The organism is Fibrobacter sp. UWB3 (assembly GCF_002210405.1).
Taxonomy (GTDB): Bacteria; Fibrobacterota; Fibrobacteria; order Fibrobacterales; family Fibrobacteraceae; genus Fibrobacter.
The window spans coordinates 139,938-155,872 of the sequence record NZ_MWQJ01000006.1 but is presented as its reverse complement, the minus strand read 5'-3'; the positions used below and the strand labels follow the sequence as shown (position 1 = coordinate 155,872).

The window sequence follows — 15,935 nt, the reverse complement described above, 5'->3', positions numbered from 1 at the left end:
GCCCGCAGGCATGACAAGACGAAAGATTTAACAAATAACAAAAAGGAATAAAAATGAAATCCTACAAGTCCCTTATTCTTACAGCTGCACTCGGCTTGATGCTTGCTGGTTGCGGCGATGATTCTGGTTCCAATGCTCCGGCTGATGAACCGAAAAGCTCTTCGTCTTCAGAAAAGACGGCAAAGAGCTCTTCTTCTGTCAAGAAAGAAAACAAGAGTTCTTCTTCGTCTGCAAAGAGTTCCTCTTCGGCTAAGTCTAGCAGCTCTTCTAAGGAAGAAAAGGAATCTGAAGATCAGAAGTACGTTCTTTCTTTCATGATGGAAACTTCTCAGTATGTGGGTATTGCTTCGCTTTCTGATGACCAGTCCAAGGTCGTCAAGAATTTTGTTGAAGCAACGAATTCTGGTTCTGTCCAGTATTTCAACGGTGCTGTCTATGTGCTCGCTGCTGACAATGCCATGAATAGTACGCTTTCCCGCTATGAAGTTAAGGACGGCAAGATGGCTGACAAGGCTTCTGCTACGGCTAAGTTCACGGGAACGCAGTCTATTGCAATGAAGTTTGTCGACAAGAATAAGATGTATGTTGAACAGGCTTTGGGTGACGTGATTACCGCTTTGGATCCGATGACTCTCAAGGAAACTGCAAATATTGATCTTTCTAGCTACATCGATGAAGAAAGCGGTGCTTTGAGTACGGTTCCGGGTTCTGCTGTGATTAGCGGAGACAAGATGTATGTTTGCTTGAACCAGTTTGTTGATTTTACAAACATGATTGCTGGCCCGCGTGCATCCGTTGCCATTATTAACACCAAGACCGACAAGGTTGAGAAGGTTGTCTATAGTGACAAGGTCTCTGCTGTCGGTGGCATGGACGATATGAACGGCACGGCTTCCTTTGTTGATGAAAAGGGCGATGTCTACTTTTATTCCAATGCTTCTTACGGCTTTGTTGAAGGCTATAAGGAAGGTTGGGTGCGCATTAAGAAGGGCGAATCCGAATTTGACGAGGATTGGATTTTCCGCATGAATGAAGCTGAATACGATGGCAAGAAGACGAACGACAATCATTTGATGGTTGGCGGAACCTATATGGGTGACGGTAAGTTCATGGGTTTCTTTGGTAATTTTGAAGATCCGACGAACTTCAATAACTATGAATGGTACTTTGTGGTGGTTGATGTTTACAAGAAAACCATCAAGAAGCTTGACTTGAGCCCGACGATTCCGTGGTTTGCACCGTCTATCCACTTGGATGCCGATGGCAAGAGCGTTTTGCTTGGCCATGCTGACAGCAAGGGTGGTGCCATCTACCGCTACGACATTGCTTCTGGCAAGGTCAAAAAGGAAATGAGCGTTAAGACGGGAACTGCTTACTACATCGTTCCGATTAAGGAATAATTAATTTAGGATTTAAGACTCCTACTCTTCTGATCCAGACTCCCATAGAAGAAAAAGTATGGCGTGCCAATTGTTGATTCATGCGGTGCGTCATATTTTTTTATCTCGCTTTGTTCAAAATTTTAAAAATGTTACCCTAGTCTAATTGGAGCTTTTTTAAACCGTTTAGAGTAGAATATAGGGGGTGTTCTGATTTATTTTTGTCCGTCCAATTGTGTGGTTCAAATGACTCAGAAACGAATCTATTCAGCTTTGTCTTTCAACAAGGCCTTTTATATAGGGCTTGCAGTTGCAATCCTTATCCATATCGCCACACTTTTAAACCCGTATTTCAAGAAACAAGAAATCTCGACTCAGCGTCCAGATGCTCCCGTAATGCATGCGGAAAAGGTCTATATCGCGCCCCCTCCGCCTCCAGAAACGCCTCCGGTCGTGAAAAAGGTCGTTCGTGCTAAAATTATCCCGAAGGTGGTCGAAAAACCGGTTGAAGAACAGCCTCCTGAACCGGAACCGATTCCGGAACCGGTAACAGAAACGGCACCAGTCGCAGTTGCGGAACCTGTTGTCGAAGCGCCTCCTGCGCCCCCTGTGGTCAAGGAACCGCCCAAACCTTCGGCTGATTCTGTGAAAATGGTGACCCGCACGTACTTGCGCTCGCTCAAAAAGCAATTGGAACAGATCAAGGATTACCCTGCGACGGCTAAGCGCCTAAAGCAGGAAGGCACGGTACGTGTGCGGTTTACCATCCTCGCCGATGGCAAGATTGAACAAATCGAAGTTTCGGAATCAAGCCGTTATTCGTCGCTGGACAATAGTGCCTTGGAAGCCGTTGCCAACATGGGCAAATTTCAACCTATTCCAAAACTTTTAGAAAAAGAACGCTGGAGAATCGAAATTCCAATCCAGTACAAACTTAATGCAGGGAGATCGTAATGAACTTCATTCTCGACTTTGTCAAACAGGGCGGTTACATCGGCTACATCCTGGTTGCACTGAACTTTATCGGTTACGCCATCATTATCTGGAAGGTGATTTCGCTAATTGTCTTTAATAAAACCGTGCAGCCGCGTTTGACAGATAAAGTTATCCATCGCGTGGTGACCTGCAATACCGACCATCACATCATTACAGAAAGTATCCGCACTGAAATCGGCCTTGCCTTCTCTCCGCTCACGAAGGGCCTTACGACAGTCGAAAATATCGCATCGATTTCTCCAATGCTTGGCCTCCTCGGTACGGTGGTGGGCATTTTCAACGCATTTACGGTGATAGCGGCCTCTGGCCTTGATGATCCATCCGCTTTTGCGACGGGCATTAAGTTTGCCCTCGTGACAACGGTCCTTGGGCTTGTGGTCGCTATCCCGCACGTGATTGCGTTCAACTACCTGAATGCCCGCATGGAGCAGGAACAGGACGAAGTCGAAAACCAGGTGCTTTTGCACTTGGGCAAGACTTTGCAGGAACGTGACGCAAAGAGAACGGAGTCCCGCAATGGCTAAAAGACGTCGTCGCATATCGCTGGACATGACGCCCTTAATTGACTGCGTATTTTTGCTGCTCGTCTTTTTCTTGGTGACGTCTGTCTTTAAGCAGGACAAATCTGTCCTCAAGCTTTTATTGCCCGAAACTTCGAGCGAAGTCAAGCAGGAAGTTTCTGAAGGATTCTTTATAGAACTTTCAGAAACCGAAATCGCCATCAACGGTGAATTGGCGACAGTTGAAATTTTGAAGAACAAGAGTGCCGCCGTGCAAAACAAAAAAGCGCCGGTGGCCTTGAAAATCGACAAAAAGACTCCTTACGAAAAAGTCGCAGAAGTCTTGGATGTTCTCCAGATGGAAAAGATTTACAACATACAATTCGTCAATGAATTAAAAAAGGAGTGAGAAGATGTCACGTATTCGAATAAATATCGAAAAGGTGAACGAAAAATTTGAAAACTTCGCAAGGTTCCTGATTTCGCACAGGGCCTTGCTTCTTGTTTCGTTTATAGCCTTGCTTGCGATTTCTATCGTGGGCATGAAAAAAATTTACGTCGAAGCATCATGGGATAGCTACTTTATTGAAGGCGACCCGATGCTTGTCGAAACGGACAAGTTCAAGGAAACGTTCGGCAATGACTATTTCGTAGGCGTGATGGTCGAAACGGAACAGTCTGTTTTAACGCCGGAAAACTTGAAGCTTTTGCGCGAGCTTTCGAACGAATTGCGCGATAGCCTCTCGTATTCTGACGGTAAGGCAACATCGATTGTCGATTTGGAATACATGCTCGGCACGGATGAAGGCATGGAAATCGTGCAGATCGTGCCGGAAGAAATCCCGACAGATGAAGCGGGCCTTGCCGAAATTGAAAAGCGCCTCGCCGCAAAGCCGGAACTTGCAAAAAAGCTCATCTCTAAGGACCGCAAGCAGGCCTTTATTAACGTGAAGCTCCGTCCGTTCCCGGAAGATTCTGTGTGGAAGGCTGAAGGCGAAGCGAAGGGCGTTAAAGCTGAAGCTCCGGACATGAAGACGGGCCGCGAAACCTCTGAAATCATCGCCAAGGAAAAGTACGCTCCGCTGCACCCTCTTGCAACGGGTATGCCTTACTTGAGCCATCAGAAACTCAAGTACATCGGCGAAGAAATGAGCCGTATTTTCCTCATTACGATTCTCTGCTCCATCATCGTGATGTTCCTCGTGACGCGCTCTCTCCGCGGAATCGTTTCTCCGCTGATTACCACGTTTGCGGGCGTCATCATGACTTTTGGCTTGGTCGGCTATCTCGGTCTTTATATGGATGCGACCAACATCATGGTGCCTGTCATCTTGGCGTTTGCCGTCTCCATTGCGTATAACATTCATATCCATTCTTTCTTCCGCAAGAATATGATGCTCACGGGTAAGCGCAAGGAATCTGTGCTTTACGCCATGAAAGAAACCGGCTGGTCAGTGCTGTTCTCGGGACTCACAACGATTGTGGCACTTCTGTCGTTCCTGTCGGTGATGCTTAAGCCTATCCGCTCCGTGGGCATCCTCTCTTCTATCGCTGTTGGCTTCATTCTCCTTGTGGCTCTTACAGTTTCGCCGATTCTCCTGAGCTTTGGCAAGGATAAAAAGCCGAACGCCAAGGTGCTCGAAAAGGGCGATACGCGTATGGGCCTCATCCTCAATAATCTTGGTCAGTTTGTTCTGACTCACGGAAAGCCGATTGCCATTATTTTTGCTGTGATTACCGCAATTTCGATTTATGGCGTCACCAAGATGGAACCCGCGTTTGACGTGGAACGCACGATGGGCCGCAAGGTCGAATACGTGAACAAGATGCTTTACGTTGCCGAATCTGAAATCGGTAGCTTCTACTCTTACGACTTGGTGATTGACTTTGGCGAAAATGACAAGGCTAAGGAAGTCGATAATCTCAAGAAGTTGGAACAGCTGCAGGATCACGCTCAAAAGTATCCGCTGACAAAACGTTCCACTTCCATTCTCGACATCCTGAAGGATTTGGACCGCACCTTGAATGAAAACCGCCAGGAAATGTACGCTATCCCGGAAACGGAAGAACAGGTGGCCCAGCTCTTGCTCCTGTACGAAAATGCCGGTGGTTCCGAAGCAAGCTACTGGATGGATTACGATTACAAGAAGCTCCGCTTGATGGTCGAAATCTCTAGCTACAACTCCAACGAACTCCAGAAGGAAATCGAAGATTTGCAGAACTTCGCTCGTGAACTTTATCCGAATGCGAAGGTGACGGCTGTGGGTAACTTGCCGCAGTTTACCGCTATGCAGCAGTATTTGGAAGTAGGTCAGATGACGTCCTTCCTCATCTCTGTCGTGATTGTTGCGGTGCTCTTGATGATTGTCTTCGGCAGCGTTCGTACGGGTCTCATTGGCATGATTCCGAACATCGCTCCGGGTATTTTCGTGGGCGGCTATCTTGGCTTTAGCAACATCCCGCTCGACATGATGACGGCAACGCTTATCCCGATGATTATCGGCCTTTCCGTGGACGATACGATCCACTTCATCAACCACGGTCATGTGGAATTTGACCGTAGCAAGAACTACACGGATTCCATTCTCAAGGTGTTCCGCGCTGCGGGCCCGGCTCTTGTGATGACGACGATTATCATGGTGGCGACATTTGCGGGCTTTACGACTTCGCAGGCAACGCAGATGTTCAATTTTGGCTTTGTGGTGTTTGTGGGCCTTGTCTCGGCTTTACTTGCCGACCTGTTCGTGACACCGCTTTTAATCAAGAAGTTTAAAATTTTCGGAAAATAGGAGGATATTATGAAAATTTCAAAAATTGCTGCGACGCTCGTTATCGCTCTCAGTGCAATGTCTATGGCTCAGACGAATGCCCGTGACATTATGGTGAAGGTCAAGAACCGCCCGGATGGCGACACGCGTTCTTCCTCGATGGAAATGAAGCTCGTGAATAAGAGCGGTAACACCCGTGTCCGCAAGATTACTTCGTATGCAATGGACGTGGGCGAAGATACCAAGACCATCATGTTCTTCCTTTACCCGAACGACGTGAAAGGCACGGGTTTCTTGACCGTGAACTACGATGACGTCAACAAGGAAGACGACAAGTGGCTCTATCTCCCGGCTTTGAAGAAGACCCGCCGCATCAGCGGAAAGAGTTCCAAAACTGATTACTTCATGGGTTCCGATTTCACGTACGATGATATCGGTAAGCGCAATGTCGATGAAGATACGCACAAGCTCTTGCGCGAAGAATCGGCAGACGGTTTCGATTACTACGTCGTCGAATCGACTCCCAAGAAGGAAGGCGAAATCTTCTCCAAGAAACTCGTCTGGATCCGCAAGGATTGCGATGTCGTCGCCAAGGTCGAATTCTACGACAAGCTCGGCAAGCTCCATCGCCAGATGGTTTCTTCGGACATCAAGAAGGTTGACGGTTTCTGGACTGTCGGCAAGATGGAAATGAAGAACGTGCAGACGGGACACTCCACGGAACTCCTCTTCCTCGATCCGAAATACAACATCCAGCTCGATTCCAAGATCTTCTCTGTGAACAAGTTGGAACGTGGGTTGTAATAATTAGGGGGAGACGCATTCTACGTCATCCTGAGGACCGTAGGGACGAAGGATCCAGTTAAGTCTTGAATGTCATGCCCGCCATTGCGCGGGCATCTCCCTTTAAGGAGGAAAAATGATAAAACACGTCATTGCGAGGAACAAAGTGACGAAGCAATCTATGATTTCATTGGCGTTGTCTGCAGCGTTCGCCTTATCCGCACACGCCCAGGAAGACGAGCTTTCTCTGCAACTGAACGGCTTTGTGGATTCGTATCACGCGTTGCAGGTGGAACATCCGCATAAGATCATGTCTTCGCGGACGCGTCTCCGTCTTGAAATGCGTGCGAATTACGGCGAGGCTTCGCTTTTCTCGAGTGTCAATCTCGCGTACAACAGCCTCATCAAAGACCAGTCGGGAGCGTTCCTTCGTGAAGCGTATTTCGACTACGCCGGCAAATACCTTGAAGTCAAGGCGGGTCGTCAAATTATCACGTGGGGCGTTGCCGATGGGCTCCGCATTACGGACTTGATTTCGCCCATGGACTACACGGAATTCATGGCGAACGATTACGACGACATTCGCGTGCCTGTGAATGCCATCAACCTCAAGTATCCTGGCGAAAGCTTCTCCGCCGAACTCGTCTTTGTGCCGGTTCCGGAGTATTTCGTGATGCCCTCGGGTGAAGACAATCCGTGGACCATGCCGTTACCTGCGAATACGAGCATGGATTTGAGCGGTACTCCCGAAAAGCGCCTCAAGAACAGCGAAGTGGGCGGCCGCTTGCGATTCTTCCTTGAAAATCTCGACTTCTCGCTTACCGCGTTACGAACTTTCAACAAGTCGCCTGTCACGATTGCGAGCTTCGATCCGGAAACGAAATCTGCCGTGATTAAGGGCATCTACGAGCCGATGAATGTTGTCGGTGGCGATGTCTCCATCCCGGTGGGCGAAATTGTGATTCGTGGCGAGGTGGCGGCGTACTTTGGCGAGCCCATTGCCTTGAAAAATTCTCGCGATTACTGGTTGCGAAAGACTTTCAACGGTTTGCTCGGTGTTGACTGGTATGCTGGCGATAACTGGACTTTCATGTTCCAGTACATGCATAAGATTATCATGGATTACCAGAGCGTGCTTGGCATGGAACAGAATACCTCTATGCTTACGGCTCGTATCTCTAAGGAAGTCCTGAACAATACGCTTAAACTTTCTGTTTACGGGATGTTCGATGTCGATAATGTCGGTTTCTATGTGCGTCCGGCGGCAGATTACCTCCTGAATGACCAAATAACGATTTCGTTAGGCGGCGATTGGCTTGGCGGAAGGCGCGGTACGTTTAAAACTTACAAGAAAAATACGCAAATATGGGTAAAAGGTAAGTATTTCTTTTAGTTGAGTCACTTGCCGTTTTAAATAAAATTGCCTAAATTTAGGCTAGACTAAGTTAGTTTAATCTAATTAAATTGGTTTGAACTAAAATACTTGGTCTGGTCTAATTTTTTGAGAGTGATATTATGATTAAACCCGTACCCGATAAAAATCTGATTTTGATTCAGAATACAGATTTCTTTTCCCATTATATGTTACAAAATAAAACGGGGACGGGACACCTTCTAACATATAACGTATTGCCTGGGCTGCAAGTCTTCTACAGCAATTTCCATCTCAAGGAATTTACCTTCAATTTTGAGAATCAAGGCAAGAACTTGATTGTGCTCCATTGCCATAACGGCAGCGCAGAATGGCTGAATTCGGAATCCATGCCGAAATCCATGGAAGAGAATGGCCTCGTTTTGCTCGACAATATGCCGGCAAGCAAGACGTTTAAATTCCCGGTGCATTGCTATCACGGGATTTCAGTCGTGTTTTCTATGGAACGCTGCCAGTGCGAACTCATGAACATGTTCAAGGCGGTCGGTGTTGACTTTGCGGCCCTTATCGAAAAAATCCAGCCGCTTACACTCCCGTTAAAGCTTCCGTCTAGCGAGCACGTGAGCCACATTTTCTCGGAACTCTACAGGCTCCCGAAAAACATCCGTTTGCCGTATTTTAAAATCAAGGTGCTTGAACTCATCCTCTTCTTGAGCCGCCTTGATTCCGAAGCCAAGTATGAGACCGCTGCGCAAATCCCGAGCGCTTATAAAGGTAAAATGGAACTCCTGCGCGAAATCCTCCGCGAAAATGTCGAAGAGCATTTGACGCTCGAACAGCTCTCCAAGCAAATTGAAATGAGCCCGACGCAAATGAAAAAGTATTTCAAGCTGGCGTACGGTGATTCCATTTATTCGTACCTCAAAACGTACCGCATGAAAAAAGCCACCCAGCTCTTGCTAGATGGCAAATTCAATGTCGCCGAAGTCGCAAGCCGTGTGGGCTATACAAACTCCAGCAAGTTTGCGCAAGCGTTCAAGGAATACACTGGCTGCTCGCCTAAGGAATACAAAAACAAGATCTAGTCTGCGGCGCTTCTTGCGCATATTTTGCGACGCATCTCGCAACACTCGCAGCGTTTTGCTAGCGCATCTCGTTATGCGTTTTCGTCAGTTGTTCCCGGTTCCTGGGCTTCGTTTGCGGCGTGTTTCTCTTCGTGCATTTCTTCATCGCGGCTAAGCGGTCTGTGTTCTGCGATTTTGATTTCGCGCTTGTTGATGTACATGTTCTTGTCTGCCTTGTTGAACGTGTCTGCGATTGTCGTTGCCTTGGCGTAAGATGCTATTGCAAGACCGCATGCAATCGAAATTTGCTTCCATGGGAACGATGCTTTCTTGGTCAAGTCCATGCTTTCTTTAAGCTGGCTCATAAGCTCGTGGTGGTTGTCTAAATCCCTGCCGGTAAGGACGACTAGGAATTCGTCACCGCCAATTCTAAAGACGGGGCTGTGTGTGAAAATTTGGCAAATCAACTTGCAAGAATTTATAAGGTAGGCATTCCCGTTTTCGTGACCGTACGTATCGTTGATTTCCTTGAGGTTGTTCGTGTCGAAAATGGCAATCCCGTACGATTTTACTTCGCCGCTTTCAATGCGGTCGCTGAGCTTGGCACGGTAATTGTCGTATGCCATCTTGTTGCGTACGCCGGTAAGTGAATCCTGGAATGCAAGCCCCTGCATCTGCTTCATGTGCTGGCTGATGTGGAATTTCGCTGCGGCAAAGCTCTTGGCAAGTTCTCCAATTTCGTCGTTCTGGCGAATGTTGAATTCTGCATTCATATCGCCCGTAATCATCTTCTTGGCTTCTTTAGTGAGCTCCTTGAGCGGCTTTGTAATGCTTCTCGAGAAGAAAATCGTGATGGCGGTCGTGAATGCAAGGAGGAGTAAAATAAAGATGATGCTTTGTTTGAGGTGCCTGTCTCTCTGGGCATTAATTTCTAGAACCGGCGCGATTGTCACAAGAGTCATGCCGTTGATGAGCGGGATGAAAATCTTGACTTGGTCTTCTTCTGGCTTGAATGTTAGACCGTTGGGGAGGGTCGGATGGTAAACGACGGTCCCTTCTGCGTCTTCCAAAAATGCAAAACCGCTTTGCATAAAGTGCACCTGTGAAAGCTGTTTTGTCATTTGGTCAAAATCGATATCGATGCCGGTGACGCCAATTTCCTTGTTGTCCAGGAACATTGGGATAACGTAAGAAATAATGTATGCGTTGATGTTCTTGTTGTAATAAGGCGGAAGCCAGACCGGGCTCCCGGTCATAATGGGCTTATAGTACCATCCTACATGTTCTACGTCAGAAGGGCTGAACTGCTTGATGTTTGTCGTAGCGTGATTTTCGAACAATCCGTCTGCTGTATTTCGAACGAGGTAAACGCCTTCGCTAGAGTGTGTGATGTCTGGATTAAATACGACGAATACGCTTTTGGTATTTGAAAGGTTGTAAATGGTGGATTTGAGGCGTTCCCTAATGCCATCAATGTTCCTGGATAAATTTTGTGGATCCGTCAAAAAGGTAGAGTCGTCCTTGATTTGCGAATAAATTCCCGCGGCGGCTGCCATCGTGTATTTTTCATGGGATTCGAACAGGTAGTTCAGCTTGGCGGCTTCGTTGTTCGCCTGGTCCTTCATGTACTGCATGGAGTTGCGCTGGGTGGTCCGGCTGATGAACAACGTACTAAGAACGCCGAGTGAAAGCGTTCCGATGAGCGTGGTCGATAACGACAGAATTAAAATTTTTGATTGAATCGAAAATCTCATGGTCACCTACTCAATATCGTTTCGATTTTTCAACATGTTGTTTTCGGCGCTAGAAAGCAGCTCGGATAGCGACGAAGATTTTGAATCTTTGCAAATGGCAATGCCGACAGCGAGCTTGACGCATTCCCAAGGATTTTCTGCTTGAGCGGAGCTCTTTACGCCTTCTTCCAGTTTTTCCAGAAGCCCGTTGCAATTCTTTAAATCGCTATTCATGAGCACCACGATGAATTCATCTTCGTTGATTCTGAATACAGGGCTATGATCGAATGTGGTACAAATGAGTTTGCTTGCAACCTGTAACAATGCGATGGCCTTGGAATTTCCGAACTTATTCTTGATTTTGAAAAGGTTGTCGACTCTTGCGACGAGAATCCCGTAAGATTTGATATCTCCTGTAGAAACTCTGATGCTGAATTCGCCAATGTAATGGTCAAATGAATTGCGGTTGCGTACGCTTGTGATCGGGTCCCTGAACGCAAGCCCCTTGATGTGACCCATCGTCTCGGCGAGACGCATCTTGGCCTTGACAAAGCTTGTCGCCAAATCGCCGATTTCATCATTCCGTTTGATGTTGAGTTCGATACCCATTTTGCCATCGATGAGTCTGTTGGCGTAGTCGGTGAGTTGCTTGAGCGATCTTGTAATCGAATTTGCAAATATGAGCGATGCTAAAATGTAGACCACTAAAATCAGCATCGTGATGAGAATAAGATTCTGAATAAGTTTATTTCGGTCTGCGGTAATGGATTCCTTGGGGATTACAAATGTCAAGTCCATCCCGTTTTCGAGTTTGTTATGAATGAACAAACTGTTTTCTGGTAATGTAAATGGATGGCCCTTAGGAATGCTGGGGTGGAAGAGAATGTTGCCGTTCTTGTCGGCGAGGAAAGCATAATCGTTGTCGAAAAGTCGGATCGAAGCGATTTCCCGGGTGAGGTAATCGAAGTCAATGTCTACGCCGACAACGCCTATTTCCGTATCGAATTTGAATAACGGAATGACATACGAAATCATGTAGACAGAGATGTTCTTGTTCAGGTAGGGCATCATCCAAGTCGGCTTTTTCGTCTTGATCGGTGTGTAATACCAGCCGACATGCTCGATATCGCTTGGATCGTATTTCGAAAAGTCTGTGGGCTCTGTAAACTTGAGCTCGTTGTCTCTCGCCGTTTTCGCCATGAAAATGCCGGAAGTCGGCGGAGTCAATTCCGGATTGAATCGCAAGTAGACCGCTACTGCTTTTTCGGTATTGCCGATGGTGAGCCTGATGAGTTCCCGGCTCTTTTCTGTGAATTCGTCGAGCTGTTTTTCGTCAGTCAATTGCCCGAGACTGTCCAGCATTCCGCTAATCGCAATTTCTAGCGTATTGACGTATTGCTCAACGTTCTTGAGGCGGTTGTTGATTTTAATGGTCTCGGTATTGGTGAGGTTGTGGAGATTGCGCTCGGTGTTGTCGTGCGTAACTTTATTTGTGGTATACAAACAAAGGCCGCCTAGAGCAAGTACGCAAAGGACTAGACCCGAAAGTGCGAATGTCAGTACTTTTGTCTGTATCGTTGCTCTAAACTGGCGTCTCATCTATTTCCCCAAAATTTCGATGACCTTTTTATTGTTTGTTGCCCCCATGACGACTGAAACATCGCGCTTGTGGACGTGAAAGTAATCGGCAATCAGTTCACAAATGGCTTCGTTTGCGGCGCCGTCGACCGGCGGGGCCTTGACTTCGACTTTGTAGCTTCCGTCAGGCTGTGGCGTGACGCTCTCGCGCTTGCTGCGCGCGTGGACCTTGATGTTAATTCTCATGGCGCATTAAGTGAGAGCGATGCCGTCGTTCTGTATCGCCGCCGGCGCTTCGAATTCTCTCTGCTGGTCGTTTTCCATGGCGGAGAGGAGCTCGTCCTGGCTATGGATGAGGGCTCGGCAGCGGATGAAGTAATTGGTGCGAAGCTGGCGGAGCTGCTCAATTTCGGTGCGGAGGTTTTCGCTTTCGCGCTTGATGCTCTCGACTTCGCGCATGGCGCGTGCCTTTGCTTCGGCGATGATGATTTCCGCTTCCTTTTCGGCGGATGCCTTCACCTCGTTAATCGTGCGCTGCATCGTCACAACGGCGTCCTGGATCGTCTTTTCGATTTGACGGTAGTAGTTCACGCGCTCTTCGGCGACTTTCAGGCGCTCGGTCAAGTTTGTGCGGTCGCGGAACATGTTTTCAAACGCGGTTGCCGTGGTCTCCAGAAAAGCCTTCACCTCTTCCGGATCGTACCCCTTAAAAGATTTTTTATGAAATGTCTGGTTTCTAATGTCAAGCGGAGTGAGTTCCATAAAATCCTGCTTTTACGCTATAATCTATTATATAAGTAAAAGATATAAAAAGGATGCATGTTGTCATGCCTTGTGCGCTGTCATGCCCCGCCTGACGGGGCATCTCCTTTTGACAATATGGAATGGAGATTCCCGCTCAAGGCGGGAATGACATGCATCGCTCTTTAAAAATATTTGTTCACATATTGTTAATACATTGTGTTTTCATTGAACGCTTTTTGTTTGAGTCCCGTTAAGGGTGAAAAATTACCCTTTAGGTCGGTTGTAACCCCTTGATAAATACCGACATTTTACTAAATTTGAGTCTCAAAAAAATTCTGTTTTCATAGAAAGGTTTTTATCATGAAAAGAACATTCCAGCCTCACAATCGTAAGCGCGTTAACAAGCACGGTTTTATGGCCCGTATGGAAGACCGTTGGGGTCGTGCTGTCTTGAGCCGTCGCCGTGCTAAGGGCCGTAAGGTCCTCACCGTTAGCGACGAAATCTATAAGAAGTAAGTCGGGGCTGGCTTATAGCCACTCTGCGTTCTTATCGGCTGCCCAATCAGCCCGCTTACCGGCAAGTAGCCGTCCAAGGAAAGTTCCTCCGCGCACCTGCTTTTAGCATGCGATGGATTGAAGCTCCGGACGGTTTTTGTCGTTTCTGCTTCTTAGCCAAGAAGAAGAACGGAAATGCCGTGTATCGCAATAAGTGCCGTAGGATCCTACGTCCACTGTTTTATGGTATTGTCCCGAATATCAAAAAGCCCGTCTGGGCAATGATTATCGTGAGCGACAATTCCAAGGAAATGTCCTCTGAACGTTTTCGAGAATCCGCCCAGAAAATTTTCCACAAGATGGAATGGGACAAGCAACCGGATGTGGCAGAAGCTTAAAAACGCTCTGGTGGCGGCTTTGATTGCCCCCATCCGTCTATACCAACTGGTACACCCCTATTTTTTTCATGGGGTCTGTAGATTCCAGCCTACGTGTTCAAACTACGCAATTGAAGCTTTACGCCTCCACGGGCCCATCAAAGGTTTCTATCTTGCGGTTTTTAGAGTCTTAAGATGCAACCCCTTCTGCAAGGGCGGCTATGACCCGGTTCCGCCCCCTAAGGATAAAAAATGAACAAGAATACACTCATTGGTTCCATCCTTATCGCGGTCATCGTGATTTGGTGGATGGCTGTCAATAACGCTAACGCCGAGGCGCAGGCTGCAGCCCGTGCCGCACAGGCTAAGGCTAAAACCGAAAAGCAGGTCGCTGCAGATTCTGCAAAGTCGCTCGTGATTCCGAGTAAGACGCCTGAAATCAAGGCTGCTCCGGTCTTGGGCGGTTCTGAAAACGCTGCCGCTCCGGCTGTGGCAAACGATAGCGCAGCTCCGGTCGCCCCGAAGGCTGAAATTGCAGAGCGCTCCGTGACGGTCGAAACTGACAAGTTCATCATGACCCTCACCAACAAGGGTGCTAAGATCAAGAGTGTTATCGTGAAGGCTCTCCCGGATTCTACCGGCAAGTTCCCGGAACTCATCCAGGACACGACGCTTGGCGCCTTCGACTTGAAGCTCGACAATGCAGACTTGAGCGAAGCGATGTTCGAACTCGGCAACGCGCCTGCAAAGATTGTCGTGACCGACAGCGCAAAGGTCCAGTTCGCATTCCAGGACGCAAACGGCAACCAGGTCATCCGTTCTTACGGCTTTACCAAGGAAGGTCCGGCAGTCCGTCAAGAAAACAAGTTTATCGGCTTCCAGCCGAATGCCTATGAACTCGCATGGAAGGGTGGCCTCAAGGAAACTGAAGATATTCCGAAGTCCAAGGGCTTCATGGGCATCGGCGGTGGCGGCACCTACTATTTCAGCGAAGTCGTCTTCAACGACCGCTATTCTGTGGAACGCGAAATGCCGCGCGAACAGACTTCTTTCAATGCTACTGAAGGCAAGGTTATTTGGGCCGGTCTTCGCCGCAAGTACGTGGCCATGACGGTCCAGTTCGACGAGGCTGTTCCGGCTGTGCTCAAGACAAAGCCGATGAAGGTTGAAGATAGCGAAGTCGATCCGGGTACGTACAAGCTTACGATTGCCGACGATTTCCGCGGTGCTCAGTCCCTCAACTACGACTTGATGATTCTCCCGCTCAAGTGGGATGAACTCTCTGCTCTCGACAAGGACTACGAAAAGATTATCGTGAGTGGTTGGAGCTGGTGCGGTGCAGACGTTTGGTTCGTCTGGATTTGCAAGATGCTCCTCAAGCTCTTGAACCTCTTCTACAGCATTATTCCGAACTACGGTATTGCTATTATCCTCGTGACGCTCATCGTTCGCGGTATCACGACTCCGTTCACCGTGAAGCAAATCAAGTCCACGCGTGGCATGGCTGCTCTCAAGCCGCAGCTCGATGAAATCAACGTGAAGTACCGTACCGACCCGCAGAAGAAGCAGGCCGCTATGATGGAACTCTACAGCAAGAACAACATCAACCCGCTCGCAAGCTGCACGGGTGGCTGCCTCCCGATGCTCATCCAGATGCCGATTTTCATGGGCCTCTTCTTTGTGCTTGGCCGCGCAATCGAACTTCGTGGCGCTCCGGCTTTCCTCTGGATCTCGGACCTCAGCCGCAGTGACGTTGTCTGGAACGGTATCAGCATTCCTATCATCATGCCGTCTGGCCTTGCCATCCTCCCGTGGCTCATGGTGGCAACGACCTATTTCCAGACCAAGGTGACGATGAGCTCCAACGCCGGCATGGATCCTGCCCAGCAGAAGATGATGGTGTGGATGATGCCTGCCATGATGCTCTTGTTCAGCGCCGTGATGCCGTCTGGTCTCGTGCTCTACTGGATTATCGGTAACATCTGGAGCATTGCTCAGTACAAGTACATCTACAGCAAGTTCCCGCCGGTTAACGGCAACAAGCCCGCCGCTTCTTCCAAGCTCAAGGGCAAGAACGTCAAGGACGCTGAAATCGTGAAGTAATTGAAAATGCGCGGGCTTTCCCGCGCATTTGTCATTCCCGCCT

The 15,935-nt window shown here is 48.2% G+C and carries 16 protein-coding genes; 12 read left to right on the top strand and 4 right to left on the bottom strand.

The genetic code is table 11. The features are described from left to right. The first annotated feature begins 53 nt into the window (after positions 1–53). The 8 genes from B7991_RS08625 to B7991_RS08590 all read left to right on the top strand — a co-directional run bounded on the left by B7991_RS08625 (position 54) and on the right by B7991_RS08590 (position 8,883). Positions 54–1,400, top strand: coding sequence for a hypothetical protein (locus B7991_RS08625; protein WP_088630457.1), 1,347 nt, complete (start codon positions 54–56; stop codon positions 1,398–1,400). A gap of 225 nt (positions 1,401–1,625) precedes the next feature. After that, a complete protein-coding gene (locus B7991_RS08620) occupies positions 1,626–2,333 on the top strand; it encodes an energy transducer TonB (protein WP_088630502.1) in 708 nt (235 codons plus the stop codon). Further along, complete coding sequence (locus B7991_RS08615; RefSeq protein WP_014546407.1) at positions 2,333–2,899, top strand: MotA/TolQ/ExbB proton channel family protein; 567 nt, start codon at positions 2,333–2,335, stop codon at positions 2,897–2,899. The genes B7991_RS08620 and B7991_RS08615 overlap by 1 nt, the downstream gene beginning before the upstream one ends. Further along, entirely contained in the window at positions 2,892–3,284 is a 393-nt protein-coding gene (locus B7991_RS08610) for a biopolymer transporter ExbD (RefSeq protein WP_014546408.1), read from the top strand. The genes B7991_RS08615 and B7991_RS08610 overlap by 8 nt, the downstream gene beginning before the upstream one ends. A gap of 4 nt (positions 3,285–3,288) precedes the next feature. After that, entirely contained in the window at positions 3,289–5,664 is a 2,376-nt protein-coding gene (locus tag B7991_RS08605) for an RND family transporter (RefSeq protein ID WP_088630456.1), read from the top strand. A gap of 9 nt (positions 5,665–5,673) precedes the next feature. Beyond that, positions 5,674–6,447, top strand: coding sequence for an outer membrane lipoprotein-sorting protein (locus tag B7991_RS08600; RefSeq protein ID WP_088630455.1), 774 nt, complete (start codon positions 5,674–5,676; stop codon positions 6,445–6,447). Positions 6,448–6,562: 115 nt separating this feature from the next. Beyond that, positions 6,563–7,819, top strand: coding sequence for a capsule assembly Wzi family protein (locus tag B7991_RS08595; protein WP_235003002.1), 1,257 nt, complete (start codon positions 6,563–6,565; stop codon positions 7,817–7,819). Between the two features lie 188 nt (positions 7,820–8,007). After that, positions 8,008–8,883, top strand: a complete 876-nt coding sequence (locus B7991_RS08590; protein WP_235003003.1) for an AraC family transcriptional regulator — start codon at positions 8,008–8,010, stop codon at positions 8,881–8,883. A gap of 71 nt (positions 8,884–8,954) precedes the next feature. Here B7991_RS08590 and B7991_RS08585 read toward each other — a convergent pair whose 3' ends face one another. Genes B7991_RS08585 through B7991_RS08570 form a run of 4 tightly spaced genes read right to left on the bottom strand, consistent with a single transcriptional unit; the run spans position 8,955 to position 12,935 of the window. Then, positions 8,955–10,616, bottom strand: a complete 1,662-nt coding sequence (locus B7991_RS08585; RefSeq protein ID WP_088630453.1) for a diguanylate cyclase — start codon at positions 10,614–10,616, stop codon at positions 8,955–8,957. 6 nt (positions 10,617–10,622) lie between these two features. Then, positions 10,623–12,194 (bottom strand): diguanylate cyclase, encoded by a 1,572-nt coding sequence (locus tag B7991_RS08580; RefSeq protein WP_088630452.1) that lies wholly within the window; start codon positions 12,192–12,194, stop codon positions 10,623–10,625. Continuing rightward, positions 12,195–12,419 (bottom strand): DUF167 domain-containing protein, encoded by a 225-nt coding sequence (locus B7991_RS08575; protein ID WP_088630451.1) that lies wholly within the window; start codon positions 12,417–12,419, stop codon positions 12,195–12,197. Positions 12,420–12,425: 6 nt separating this feature from the next. Then, positions 12,426–12,935 carry a DivIVA domain-containing protein gene (locus tag B7991_RS08570; protein ID WP_088630450.1) on the bottom strand — a complete coding sequence of 170 codons (510 nt, stop codon included), beginning with the start codon at positions 12,933–12,935 and terminating at the stop codon, positions 12,426–12,428. A 342-nt stretch (positions 12,936–13,277) separates the two neighbouring features. On the opposite strand from B7991_RS08570, the gene rpmH reads away from it, so the two are divergent. The 4 genes from rpmH to B7991_RS08550 are packed head-to-tail and all read left to right on the top strand — an operon-like array spanning position 13,278 to position 15,892. After that, positions 13,278–13,433 carry a 50S ribosomal protein L34 gene (gene rpmH / locus B7991_RS08565; protein WP_014546417.1) on the top strand — a complete coding sequence of 52 codons (156 nt, stop codon included), beginning with the start codon at positions 13,278–13,280 and terminating at the stop codon, positions 13,431–13,433. A 14-nt stretch (positions 13,434–13,447) separates the two neighbouring features. Further along, positions 13,448–13,810, top strand: a complete 363-nt coding sequence (locus B7991_RS08560) for a ribonuclease P protein component (protein ID WP_348536613.1) — start codon at positions 13,448–13,450, stop codon at positions 13,808–13,810. After that, complete coding sequence (gene yidD, locus B7991_RS08555; RefSeq protein WP_088630449.1) at positions 13,794–14,045, top strand: membrane protein insertion efficiency factor YidD; 252 nt, start codon at positions 13,794–13,796, stop codon at positions 14,043–14,045. Before B7991_RS08560 ends, yidD begins: the two co-directional genes overlap by 17 nt. After that, positions 14,042–15,892 (top strand): YidC/Oxa1 family insertase periplasmic-domain containing protein, encoded by a 1,851-nt coding sequence (locus B7991_RS08550; RefSeq protein WP_088630448.1) that lies wholly within the window; start codon positions 14,042–14,044, stop codon positions 15,890–15,892. The genes yidD and B7991_RS08550 overlap by 4 nt, the downstream gene beginning before the upstream one ends. Positions 15,893–15,935: the final 43 nt, after the last annotated feature.